The sequence below is a fragment of the Pseudomonas rustica genome (assembly GCF_018336155.1).
Lineage (GTDB): Bacteria > Pseudomonadota > Gammaproteobacteria > Pseudomonadales > Pseudomonadaceae > Aquipseudomonas > Aquipseudomonas rustica.
Map to the genome: position 1 here is coordinate 44,918 of NZ_JAGYHF010000006.1, position 11,735 is coordinate 56,652.

General features: G+C 58.4%; 10 protein-coding genes. 7 read left to right on the forward strand and 3 right to left on the reverse strand.

The window, feature by feature from the left end; genetic code table 11:
• The first annotated feature begins 72 nt into the window (after positions 1 to 72).
• From KFS80_RS12715 to KFS80_RS12725, 3 genes are all read left to right on the forward strand, one after another.
• Complete coding sequence (locus tag KFS80_RS12715) at positions 73 to 1,344, forward strand: YeaH/YhbH family protein (RefSeq protein ID WP_053124403.1); 1,272 nt, start codon at positions 73 to 75, stop codon at positions 1,342 to 1,344.
• Positions 1,341 to 2,903 (forward strand): SpoVR family protein, encoded by a 1,563-nt coding sequence (locus KFS80_RS12720; protein WP_053124404.1) that lies wholly within the window; start codon positions 1,341 to 1,343, stop codon positions 2,901 to 2,903. Before KFS80_RS12715 ends, KFS80_RS12720 begins: the two co-directional genes overlap by 4 nt.
• 63 nt (positions 2,904 to 2,966) lie before the next feature.
• Positions 2,967 to 4,196: a multifunctional CCA addition/repair protein gene (locus KFS80_RS12725; protein ID WP_212544992.1), complete on the forward strand. Its 1,230-nt coding sequence runs from the start codon at positions 2,967 to 2,969 to the stop codon at positions 4,194 to 4,196.
• 84 nt (positions 4,197 to 4,280) lie between these two features.
• Here KFS80_RS12725 and folK read toward each other — a convergent pair whose 3' ends face one another.
• Both folK and folB read right to left on the reverse strand, forming a co-directional pair.
• Complete coding sequence (folK, locus tag KFS80_RS12730; protein WP_212544993.1) at positions 4,281 to 4,799, reverse strand: 2-amino-4-hydroxy-6-hydroxymethyldihydropteridine diphosphokinase; 519 nt, start codon at positions 4,797 to 4,799, stop codon at positions 4,281 to 4,283.
• Positions 4,790 to 5,146: a dihydroneopterin aldolase gene (gene folB / locus KFS80_RS12735; RefSeq protein WP_158953239.1), complete on the reverse strand. Its 357-nt coding sequence runs from the start codon at positions 5,144 to 5,146 to the stop codon at positions 4,790 to 4,792. The genes folK and folB overlap by 10 nt, the downstream gene beginning before the upstream one ends.
• A 74-nt stretch (positions 5,147 to 5,220) precedes the next feature.
• Between folB and plsY the strand changes: the two genes are divergently transcribed.
• Positions 5,221 to 5,790, forward strand: coding sequence for a glycerol-3-phosphate 1-O-acyltransferase PlsY (gene plsY, locus KFS80_RS12740; protein ID WP_212544994.1), 570 nt, complete (start codon positions 5,221 to 5,223; stop codon positions 5,788 to 5,790).
• A gap of 23 nt (positions 5,791 to 5,813) precedes the next feature.
• On the opposite strand, the gene tsaD is transcribed toward plsY, so the two are convergent.
• Positions 5,814 to 6,839, reverse strand: a complete 1,026-nt coding sequence (gene tsaD / locus KFS80_RS12745; RefSeq protein ID WP_053124416.1) for a tRNA (adenosine(37)-N6)-threonylcarbamoyltransferase complex transferase subunit TsaD — start codon at positions 6,837 to 6,839, stop codon at positions 5,814 to 5,816.
• A 199-nt stretch (positions 6,840 to 7,038) separates the two neighbouring features.
• On the opposite strand from tsaD, the gene rpsU reads away from it, so the two are divergent.
• From rpsU to rpoD, 3 genes are all read left to right on the forward strand, one after another.
• Complete coding sequence (rpsU, locus tag KFS80_RS12750; RefSeq protein WP_002551877.1) at positions 7,039 to 7,254, forward strand: 30S ribosomal protein S21; 216 nt, start codon at positions 7,039 to 7,041, stop codon at positions 7,252 to 7,254.
• Positions 7,255 to 7,739: 485 nt separating this feature from the next.
• On the forward strand, positions 7,740 to 9,704 hold the full coding sequence (dnaG, locus tag KFS80_RS12755) for a DNA primase (protein ID WP_053124418.1): 1,965 nt from the start codon (positions 7,740 to 7,742) through the stop codon (positions 9,702 to 9,704).
• A 67-nt stretch (positions 9,705 to 9,771) separates the two neighbouring features.
• Positions 9,772 to 11,616, forward strand: coding sequence for an RNA polymerase sigma factor RpoD (rpoD, locus tag KFS80_RS12760; RefSeq protein WP_159814858.1), 1,845 nt, complete (start codon positions 9,772 to 9,774; stop codon positions 11,614 to 11,616).
• Positions 11,617 to 11,735: the final 119 nt, after the last annotated feature.

Genomic DNA, 11,735 nt, shown 5'->3' on the forward strand with positions numbered 1-11,735 from the left:
CACTGATGCCCGGGAACCTGCTTTTACTTGCAGCTTGAAGCTCACAACTTGAAGCTGCCCGGAGGGCTTCCTATGAGTTATGTGATCGACCGACGTTTGAATGGCAAGAACAAGAGCACGGTAAACCGCCAGCGTTTCCTGCGGCGTTACCGTGACCACATCAAAAAGGCTGTCGAAGAGGCGGTCAGCCGGCGCTCCATCACCGATATGGAGCATGGCGAACAGATCAGTATTCCCGGTCGCGACATCGACGAACCGGTGCTTCACCACGGGCGCGGCGGCAAGCAGACCGTGGTTCATCCCGGTAACAAGGAGTTCACCGCCGGCGAACACATCGCTAGGCCACCGGGTGGTGGCGGCGGGCGCGGCCCCGGCAAGGCCGGTAATTCCGGCGAAGGCATGGACGAGTTCGTCTTCCAGATCACTCAGGAAGAGTTTCTCGAATTCATGTTCGAAGATCTCGAACTGCCGAACCTGGTCAAACGCAACCTGAGCGGCACCGACACTTTCAAAACCGTGCGCGCCGGCATCAGTAACGAAGGCAACCCGTCCCGGATCAACATCATCCGCACCCTGCGTTCGGCCCACGCACGGCGCATTGCTTTGTCTGGCAGTAGCCGGGCGAAACTGCGCGAAGCCAAAGCAGAACTCGAGCGGCTGAAACGCGAAGAGCCAGATAACTTTGGCGATATTCAGGAGCTCGAAGCAGAAATCGAGAAACTCAGCGCGCGCATTCATCGCGTACCGTTCCTCGACACCTTCGACCTGAAATACAACCTGCTGATCAAGCAACCAAATCCCAGCTCGAAAGCCGTGATGTTCTGCCTGATGGACGTGTCCGGCTCCATGACCCAGGCGACCAAGGATATCGCCAAACGCTTTTTCATCCTGTTGTACCTGTTCCTCAAGCGGAACTACGACAAGATCGACGTGGTGTTCATCCGTCACCACACCAGTGCGCGCGAAGTCGACGAAGAAGAGTTTTTCTATTCACGGGAAACCGGCGGCACCATCGTTTCCAGTGCATTGAAACTGATGCAAGAGATCATGGCCGAGCGTTATCCGAGCAACGAATGGAACATCTACGCGGCGCAGGCTTCCGACGGCGACAACTGGAACGATGACTCGCCGATCTGCCGCGACATCCTGATCAATCAGATCATGCCGTTTGTGCAGTACTACACTTATGTAGAGATCACACCGCGCGAACATCAGGCCTTGTGGTACGAATACGAACGCATCGCCGACGCCTTTTCTGACACTTTTGCCCAGCAGCAACTGGTCTCGGCCGGGGATATCTATCCGGTCTTCCGTGAACTCTTCCAGCGCAGGTTAGTGACATGACCGCCAAAGAGCAGAAGCGCCAACCCATTTCCACCGGCTCTGAATGGACGTTCGAGCTGATCCAGACCTACGACCGCGAAATCGCCCGTATCGCGGCCGGCTATGCGCTGGACACCTACCCCAACCAGATCGAAGTGATCACCGCCGAGCAGATGATGGACGCCTATGCCTCGGTGGGCATGCCGCTGGGTTATCACCACTGGTCTTACGGCAAACACTTCCTCAGCACCGAAAAATCCTACAGCCGCGGGCAGATGGGCCTGGCGTACGAGATCGTGATCAACTCGGATCCGTGCATCGCCTATCTGATGGAAGAAAACACCATCTGCATGCAGGCACTGGTGGTGGCGCACGCGTGCTATGGCCACAACAGTTTCTTCAAGGGCAATTACCTGTTCCGCACCTGGACCGACGCCAGTTCGATCATCGATTATCTGGTGTTCGCCAAGCAGTACATCATGCAGTGCGAGGAGCGCCACGGCATCGACGCGGTGGAGGACTTGCTCGACTCCTGCCACGCGCTGATGAATTACGGCGTCGACCGCTACAAACGCCCCTACCCTATTTCCGCCGAAGAAGAACGCCGGCGGCAAAAGGATCGCGAAGAACACATGCAGAAGCAGATCAACGATCTGTGGCGCACCATTCCCAAAGGCGCGGACAAATACAGCGACAAGGACAACGCACGCTTCCCGGCCGAGCCGCAGGAAAACATCCTCTACTTCATCGAGAAACACGCGCCATTGCTCGAACCTTGGCAGCGCGAGATCGTGCGTATCGTGCGCAAGATCGCCCAGTACTTTTATCCACAGCGCCAAACTCAGGTGATGAACGAAGGCTGGGCAACGTTCTGGCACTACACTCTGATGAACGACCTGTACGACGAGGGCCTGGTCACCGACGGTTTCATGATGGAGTTCCTCACCTCGCATACCAGCGTGGTGTTCCAGCCAGGTTTCGATAGCCCTTACTACAGCGGCATCAACCCGTACGCATTGGGTTTCGCCATGTACCGCGACATCCGGCGCATGTGTGAAGAACCTACCGAGGAAGATCGTCACTGGTTCCCGGACATCGCCGGGAGCGACTGGCTGTCGACCATCAAATTCGCCATGAGCAGCTTCAAGGACGAGAGCTTCATCCTGCAATATTTGTCACCGAAGGTGATCCGCGATCTGAAACTGTTCAGCATCATGGATGACGATCAGAAGGACGATTTGCTGGTGCCAGCGATCCATGACGAGCCCGGTTACCGAATCATCCGCGAAACTCTGGCCGCGCAATACAACCTCGGCAACCGTGAACCGAACGTGCAGATTTACAGCATCGATCGACGTGGCGACCGCTCACTGACCCTGCGACACCAGCAGCACGACCGCAAACCGCTCGGCGATTCCACTGAAGAAGTACTCAAACACCTGCACCGTTTGTGGGGCTTCGATATTCATCTGGAAACGCTGCAGGGCGACCAGATCATGAAAACCCATCACGTGCCGCCGCGCAGTGAACACAGCGAAGGCGATTACGGTCGGCTCGACCTCGCCGTCATTCATCTTTGAAACGGTTCTGGCCTCCGAAAGTCCGGCGCAAGGGTTATCCTGTCGGGCTAACGGAGGTTTTTTATGCAGATTTTCAAGGTTGGCGGCGCGGTTCGTGATCGCTTGCTGGGCAAACCGGTTACCGATATCGATTGGGTCGTGGTCGGTGCTACCACGGAAGAAATGCTCGCCAAGGGCTATCGACCGGTCGGCGCAGATTTTCCGGTATTTCTTCATCCGAAAAGCGGCGAGGAGTACGCCCTCGCCCGCACTGAACGTAAAAGCGGTCGCGGCTATGGCGGCTTCACCTTTCACGCCAGTCCCGAAGTGACGCTTGAAGAAGACCTGATTCGTCGCGACCTGACCATCAACGCCATCGCTGAAGACGATCAGCATAATCTGACCGATCCATACCACGGTCAGCGCGATCTTGAAGCGCGAATCCTGCGTCACGTATCCCCGGCGTTCGCCGAAGATCCCCTGCGTGTCCTGCGTGTAGCTCGCTTCGCGGCGCGTTATGCCGGGCTCGGTTTTAGCGTTGCGCCGGAGACGCTTGAGTTGATGCGTCAACTCAGTGAGTCCGGTGAACTGGAGGCACTGACCGCTGAGCGCAGTTGGAAAGAAATCTCCCGCGCGCTGATGGAAGATCAGCCACAAGTATTCATTCAGGTGCTTCGCGATTGCGGCGCGCTGAAAGTCTTGATGCCGGAAGTGGATGCGCTGTTCGGCGTGCCGCAACCGGAGGCGCATCACCCGGAAATCGACACCGGCCTGCACACGCTCAGCGTGCTGGAGCAATCAGCGCTGCACAAACAACCGCTGACCGTACGCTGGGCCTGCCTGCTGCACGATCTTGGCAAAGGCTTGACGCCGGAAGAGGAATGGCCACGGCACATCGCCCATGAGCACACCGGGCTGAAGCTGATCAAAGCGGTCAACGAACGATTTAAAGCGCCGAAGGATTGCCAGGAATTGGCCTTGCTGGTTGGCAAATACCACACCCATGGGCACCGGGCGCTGGAGCTGAAGGCTTCGACGTTGCTGGAGTTGTTGCAGAGTTTTGACGTGTATCGCCGGCCGCAGCGGTTTGAAGAATTTATCGCTGCGTGCGAAATGGATGCCCGGGGCCGCAAGGGGCTGGAGCAGAGAAGTTATCCACAAGCGGATTATTTGCGCGGTGCGGCGAAGGTTGCACGGGAGGTTGCGGTGCAGCCGTTGCTGGAGAAGGGATTCAAGGGGCCGGAGTTGGGTGAGGCGCTGAAGCGTGAGCGACTGAAAGCGTTGAAGGCCTACAAAGAGGCGGCGTCAGCCTGAAAAGCTTCGCGAGCAAGCCCGCTCCCACAGGGAAATGCATTCCAAAATGTGGGAGCGGGCTTGCTCGCGAAGGCGCCAGTCAGATCAACGCAAATCCGAAGGCGTGAGCTGCTGCCCGCGCCACTCAAATCCGACCGGCGCCAACACCTGATCAATCTGCGCCTCTGCCCACAACATCGCGAAGCTTTTTCCCACACCCGGATGCACGCGATCCGGCGCAATCAGCGACAACGGCCACAACACAAAAGCATTTTTCAGAATTTCCGCACGCGGCAACACCAGACCGTCGAAATTGCCCGCCAGATCGCCGTACAGCAACACGTCGATATCCAGCGGCAAACCCTTGCGATCCGGGGCATATCGACCGTTATCCGCCTCAATAAACTTCAAGCGACGATCCAGTTCAATTAGCGGCAGATCGGTAAACGCCGACACCACAAAATTGAAGAACGGCCCGCTTTTGATCCCGACTGGCTGGCTCTCGAACACCGCCGAACAGCGGATATCCACCAGAAACGTCGCCAACGCGTCGAGACCTGCACGCAAATGGGTTTCGCGCTCGATATTGCTACCGAGCCCGAGGTAGACCTGAGTCAGCGACATCCGCGCTCGATCTCCACACCCACGCCGCCCTTGGCCGCTGGCACCGCGCCAGGCTTGGTCAGCTTCAGCCGAACCCAAGTGATGTTGAATTCACTCATCAGCACTTCGACCAGACGCTCGGCGAACGTCTCGACCAGTTGAAACTGCGCTTGCTCGGCGAAAGCCTGAATCCGTGTGGAAACGCTGGCGTAATCGAGCGCCAGGGTCAGGTCGTCACCGGCGGCGGCCGGGCGATTGTCCCAGGCGAAGCTCAGATCAAGACGCAGGCACTGGCGGATGCCGCGCTCCCAGTCGTAGGCACCGATCACGGTATCGACTTCCAGGCCCTCGATAAACACTCTGTCCAAGCACTTCTCTCCGCTGCACGACAAGGGCGCAATGCGCCGTTAGAATCAGGGCGTCCTCGCCCGGAATAGTTAGCATGTTTTGGTTACTGGCGACTCTCGCCTACCTGCTCGGCTCGCTGTCCTTCGCCATTTTGCTCAGCCGCCTGACCGGAAATCCGGATCCGCGAATGAGTGGCTCGGGTAATGCCGGCGCCACCAACATGCTCCGCCTGGTCGGTCGCAAACTGGCGATCCTGACCCTGCTGGGTGATCTGTGCAAAGGCCTGGTGCCGGTGCTGATTGCCTCGGCTGTCGGCCTTTCGCTGCAGGAGCAGGCGTGGATCGGCGTGTGTGCCGTGATCGGTCACCTGTTCCCGCTGTATTTCCGCTTCCGTGGTGGCAAAGGTGTCGCCACCGCCGCCGGCATGCTGCTGGGCCTGTATCCGCCCGCCGCGCTGCTGGCCGTGTGCGCCTGGCTGGTGACGTTCTACCTGACCCGCACCAGCTCGCTGGCGGCACTGATCGCCACGCCGCTGACCCTGCCACTGCTGGCCTGGCAAGAACCGGAGGCGCTGCTGCCGATGAGCGCGCTGACACTGCTGATCGTCTGGCGCCACCGCGGCAATCTACGCGACCTGTTTGCCGGGCGCGAACGGCATTTTTAAATACCGCCCATGAGCGCCGCTCATCACAGCGGCGACAACTGCTCCATCGGCCACCGCGCCTGCACGCTGATCGCCAGACTTTCCTGCTGACCTGCCTGCAAGCGCTGGCAACCGGCAAACGCGATCATCGCGCCGTTGTCGGTGCAGAACTCCGGACGCGCATAAAACACATCGCCCTTCATGTCGCCGAGCATTTTCTCCAGCGAAACGCGCAGAGCCTTGTTGGCGCTGACGCCGCCAGCGATCACCAGACGCTTCATGCCCGCCTGTTTCAGGGCGCGCTTGCACTTGATGGTCAAAGTCTCCACCACGGCCTGCTGGAACGCCAGCGCGATGTCGCAACGGGCTTGCTCGTTGTCGTCCCCGGCGCTGACGCACTGCTGCCAGGCGTTGAGCGCGGAGGTTTTCAGACCGCTGAAGCTGAATTGCAGGCCCGGGCGATCGCACATCGGACGCGGAAAGGTAAAACGTCCTGCAACGCCTTTCTCCGCCAATTTGGCGATTTCCGGCCCGCCCGGATAATTCAGGCCCATCATTTTCGCGGTTTTGTCGAATGCTTCGCCGGCAGCGTCGTCGAGTGTCTCGCCGAGCAAGGTGTATTGACCGATGCCATCGACCTGAACCAGCTGCGTATGACCGCCCGAGACCAACAAAGCGACGAACGGGAATTCCGGCGGTTTCGGCTCCAGCATCGGTGCGAGCAAATGCCCTTCCATGTGGTGCACGCCGAGCGCCGGAATGCCCCAGGCAAACGCCAGCGCCTGAGCGCAGGAAGCGCCGACCAGCAACGCGCCCACCAGGCCAGGGCCCGCGGTATAGGCGATCGCGTCGATCTCGGTGGGTACACAGTCCGCTTCGGCCAACACCTGACGAATCAAGGGCAGCATGCGTTTGACGTGGTCACGCGAGGCGAGCTCCGGCACCACACCGCCATAGGCGCGGTGCAGGTCGATCTGGCTGAACAGCGCGTCGGCCAGCAGACCGCGCTCACTGTCATATAATGCGACGCCGGTTTCGTCGCAGGAGGTTTCTAATCCCAGTACTAGCATGGGTTTGCGCCTTGTTTAGGCTGACTTCGAAGGCGCGCATAATAGTCGCCACGTGATGCCCCGACCAGCGGTTTTCGATCAGAGGCTTTGCATTCCGAGCGATGAGGGGTTAACATCCGCAACCCTTAAAAACCGACGTCTTCAAGTGCTCTTTTGCCGCGAGGATGTTGACCCCGGTAATGAATGAAGGTAGCTCTGGATGCCAGCCGTCAAAGTTAAAGAGAACGAACCCTTCGACGTAGCTCTGCGTCGTTTCAAGCGCTCCTGCGAAAAAGCCGGTGTACTGGCTGAAGTTCGTAGCCGCGAATTTTACGAGAAGCCAACTTCTGAGCGTAAGCGCAAAGCAGCAGCCGCTGTTAAGCGTCACGCCAAGAAAGTTCAGCGCGAACAGCGCCGCGCCGTTCGTCTGTACTAATACACAGACGTTCGTAGCAAGCTTCTTGCCTAAGCCCGGCTCTGAGCCGGGCTAATGGCATTTGCGTAAAACGCTTGATGCTTCAACGTCGAAGCCGCACACGCGACTAAGACGAATCTGCTTCACACGTCAGACCTGGCTCTTTTGCCAGCGGTGCACGTCTTTTCTGACGAGCCTTTCAAGGCTACTGACGAGCACACCCACTGATTCCTCTCACGACGATCAGCCCAAGGCACCTGCATGCGTGCCCGCTTTATTGAGCTATCCGAGGCCCTCAACCGGCCGTCAGCGGATTCAGCGCAACACTTTCAAATAGTCGAAGACTGATAGGTACTAACGTCAGTGGATTTTCGGCAGATACACTTCCCGACAGCGATTACGCAGACGACACCGGTCGAGCCGCACTTTTTGCGTGCTTCAAACAACGACCCGCGTCCGGCAGCCTTACGCAGCGGACTTATTGCAGCGCAGACGACGAGAATGCCATGGCCGGGCTAATTCCCCAGAGCTTCATTGACGACCTGCTGAACCGCACCGACATCGTCGATGTGGTCAGTTCGCGCGTGCAATTGAAGAAGGCCGGCAAGAACTACACCGCCTGTTGCCCGTTTCACAAAGAGAAAACTCCGTCGTTCAGCGTCAGCCCCGACAAGCAGTTCTATTACTGCTTCGGCTGCGGCGCCGGCGGTAATGCCCTCGGCTTTCTCATGGATCACGACAACCTGGATTTTCCCCAGGCCATCGAAGATCTGGCGAAAGCCGCCGGCATGGAAATCCCCCGCGAAGAAAGCGGCCGCGAGCGCAAGCCACGGCAACCGACTGATTCGCCGCTCTACCCGTTGCTCACCGCCGCTGCCGATTTTTACAAGCAGGCCCTCAAGAGCCACCCCGCGCGCAAAGCTGCCGTGGATTACCTCAAGGGTCGCGGCCTGACCGGCGAGATCGCCCGGGATTTCGGCCTCGGCTTCGCGCCGCCAGGCTGGGATAACCTGTTCAAACATTTGAGCAGCGACACCCTTCAGCAAAAAGCCATGATCGACGCCGGGCTGCTGATCGAGAACGCCGAAACCGGCAAACGCTATGACCGCTTCCGCGATCGCGTGATGTTCCCGATCCGCGACACGCGTGGCCGCATCATCGCCTTCGGTGGCCGCGTACTCGGCGACGACAAACCGAAGTACCTGAACTCCCCGGAAACCCCGGTTTTCCATAAAGGTCAGGAACTCTACGGCCTTTATGAAGCACGCAAGAACAACCGCAACCTCGACGAAATCATCGTCGTCGAAGGTTATATGGACGTCATCGCGCTCGCCCAACAAGGCTTGAAGAATGCCGTCGCGACGCTGGGCACCGCGACCAGCGAAGAACATTTGAAGCGCCTGTTTCGCGTCGTACCGAACGTGTTGTTCTGTTTCGACGGCGACCAGGCTGGCCGCAACGCCGCGTGGCGCGCACTCGAAGCAACGCTGTCGAGCCTGCAGGACGGGCGTCGCGCACGCTTTCTGTTCCTGCCCGAAGGCGAAGACCCGGATACGCTGGTTCGCGCTGAAGGCACCGATGCCTTCAAGGCGCGCATCAATCAGCACGCTCAGCCGCTGGCGGATTATTTCTTCCAGCAACTGACCGAAGAGTCCGACCCGCGCTCGCTCGAGGGCAAGGCGCACATGGCCACCCTCGCCGCACCGTTGATCGACAAAGTGCCGGGCGCCAACCTGCGCATCCTGATGCGTCAGCGCCTGACCGAAATCACCGGTCTGAGCAGCGAAACCGTCAGTCAGCTGGCGCAAAATGCGCCGCAGGAAGCGCCGCCCGCTTACGACCCGGGCATCAATTACGACGCAATGCCGGACTACAGCGACTACCATCAGCCGCAGGCACAGGACATGTATGTGCCGCAGCAGGAGTGGACGCCGAAGAAACCTGGCGCTGGCGGCAAGAAGTGGGACAAGAAGCCCTGGGATAAAAACGGCAAGCGTGGCGGCGATCGCGACCAGCAACGCCCGCGCACGCCGATTGGCGTCGAATCGCCAACCCTGACCGCCCTGCGCACACTGCTCCATCACCCGCAACTGGCCGAGCGCGTCGAAGATGCCGGGCACATTGCGGACGAGAATCAGACCAACGCCCAGCTGCTTGTGGCGCTGCTCGAAGCCGTACAGAAGAATCCCAAGCTAAACTCATTTCAGTTGATCGCGCGATGGCACGGCACTGAACAGGGTCGATTGCTCAAGGCATTGGCAGAAAAGGAGTGGTTGATTGACGGAGATAACCTTGAACAACAGTTTTTCGACACCATTACTAGCTTGTCAGCCCGCCAACGCGAGCGAAATCTTGAACAGTTACTCAGGAAAGCCCGTCAAAGCGAACTGAGTATTGAAGAGAAAAATCAACTGCGCGACCTTCTAAGTCGCAATGTTTCCGCATCAAACCCGACCTCAACTGGCGCGTGAGGTCATAGCTCAGGTATAATCCTCGGCTTGTTTTTTGCCCGCCAAGACCTTCAGTGGATAGGGTGTTATGTCCGGAAAAGCGCAACAGCAGTCTCGTATTATTGAGTTGATCAAACTGGGTCGTGAGCAGAAGTATCTGACTTACGCCGAGGTCAACGACCACCTGCCCGAGGATATTTCAGATCCAGAGCAGGTGGAAGACATCATCCGCATGATTAACGACATGGGGATCCCCGTACACGAGAGTGCTCCGGATGCGGACGCCCTTATGTTGGCCGACGCCGATACCGACGAGGCCGCTGCGGAAGAAGCAGCCGCCGCGTTGGCAGCGGTGGAGACCGATATCGGTCGCACCACTGACCCGGTGCGCATGTACATGCGTGAAATGGGTACGGTCGAGCTTCTGACTCGTGAAGGCGAAATTGAAATCGCCAAACGAATCGAAGAAGGCATCCGTGAAGTGATGAGCGCAATCGCGCACTTCCCTGGCACGGTTGACCATATTCTCTCCGAGTACACTCGTGTGACCACCGAAGGTGGCCGCCTGTCCGACGTCCTGAGCGGTTATATCGACCCGGACGACGGCATTGCGCCGCCTGCCGAGGTACCGCCGCCTGTCGAAGCGAAAGTCGCGAAAGCCGACGACGAAACCGACGACGAAGAAGCCGAATCTTCCGATGACGAAGAAGAAGCCGAAAGCGGTCCGGATCCGGTTATCGCCGCCCAGCGTTTTGGCGCGGTCGCCGACCAGATGGAAATCACCCGCAAGGCCCTGAAAAAGCACGGTCGCAGCAACAAGGCAACGATTGCCGAATTGCTGGCGCTGGCCGAGCTGTTCATGCCGATCAAACTGGTACCGAAGCAATTCGAAGGTTTGGTTGAACGTGTTCGCGGTGCCCTCGATCGTCTGCGTCAGCAAGAGCGCGCGATCATGCAACTGTGTGTACGTGATGCACGTATGCCACGCGCTGATTTCCTGCGTCAGTTCCCGGGTAACGAAGTCGACGAAAGCTGGTCCGAAGCCCTGGCCAAAGGCAAGAGCAAGTACGCCGAAGCCATTGGTCGCGTACAGCCGGACATCATTCGTTGCCAGCAGAAACTGATCGCGCTGGAAACCGAAACCGGTCTGACCATCGCTGAAATCAAGGACATCAACCGTCGCATGTCGATCGGTGAGGCTAAGGCCCGCCGCGCGAAGAAAGAGATGGTTGAAGCGAACTTGCGTCTGGTGATCTCGATCGCCAAGAAGTACACCAACCGTGGTCTGCAATTCCTCGATCTGATCCAGGAAGGCAACATCGGCTTGATGAAAGCGGTAGACAAGTTCGAATACCGTCGTGGTTACAAGTTCTCGACTTATGCCACCTGGTGGATCCGTCAGGCGATCACTCGCTCGATCGCCGACCAGGCCCGCACCATCCGTATTCCGGTGCACATGATCGAGACGATCAACAAGCTCAACCGTATTTCCCGGCAGATGTTGCAGGAAATGGGTCGCGAACCGACCCCGGAAGAGCTGGGCGAACGCATGGAAATGCCTGAGGATAAAATCCGTAAGGTATTGAAGATCGCTAAAGAGCCGATCTCCATGGAAACGCCGATCGGTGATGACGAAGACTCCCATCTGGGTGACTTCATCGAAGACTCGACCATGCAGTCGCCAATCGATGTCGCCACTGTTGAGAGCCTGAAAGAAGCGACTCGCGAAGTGCTGTCCGGCCTCACTGCCCGTGAAGCCAAAGTACTGCGCATGCGTTTCGGTATCGACATGAACACCGACCACACACTCGAAGAAGTGGGCAAACAGTTTGACGTAACGCGTGAGCGGATCCGTCAGATCGAAGCCAAGGCGCTGCGCAAGCTGCGCCACCCGACGCGAAGCGAGCATCTGCGCTCCTTCCTCGACGAGTGATACCAGAACCCCCGGCCCAGGCCGGGGGTTTTGTTTTTAGGCAGATTAAATTCCTCGCACCACCCTCCCCGCTGCAGTCCGCGTCTACACTCGAAACAATCACCCCCGAGCCATAACGA

What these genes read in the sequence shown, in the direction of transcription:
- KFS80_RS12715 (WP_053124403.1), top strand. Translation starts at nt 73, where the DNA reads ATGAGTTATGTGATCGACCGACGTTTGAATGGCAAGAACAAGAGCACG.
- KFS80_RS12720 (WP_053124404.1), top strand. Translation starts at nt 1,341, where the DNA reads ATGACCGCCAAAGAGCAGAAGCGCCAACCCATTTCCACCGGCTCTGAA.
- KFS80_RS12725 (WP_212544992.1), top strand. Translation starts at nt 2,967, where the DNA reads ATGCAGATTTTCAAGGTTGGCGGCGCGGTTCGTGATCGCTTGCTGGGC.
- folK (WP_212544993.1), bottom strand. Translation starts at nt 4,799, where the DNA reads ATGTCGCTGACTCAGGTCTACCTCGGGCTCGGTAGCAATATCGAGCGC.
- plsY (WP_212544994.1), top strand. Translation starts at nt 5,221, where the DNA reads ATGTTTTGGTTACTGGCGACTCTCGCCTACCTGCTCGGCTCGCTGTCC.
- tsaD (WP_053124416.1), bottom strand. Translation starts at nt 6,839, where the DNA reads ATGCTAGTACTGGGATTAGAAACCTCCTGCGACGAAACCGGCGTCGCA.
- rpsU (WP_002551877.1), top strand. Translation starts at nt 7,039, where the DNA reads ATGCCAGCCGTCAAAGTTAAAGAGAACGAACCCTTCGACGTAGCTCTG.
- dnaG (WP_053124418.1), top strand. Translation starts at nt 7,740, where the DNA reads ATGGCCGGGCTAATTCCCCAGAGCTTCATTGACGACCTGCTGAACCGC.
- rpoD (WP_159814858.1), top strand. Translation starts at nt 9,772, where the DNA reads ATGTCCGGAAAAGCGCAACAGCAGTCTCGTATTATTGAGTTGATCAAA.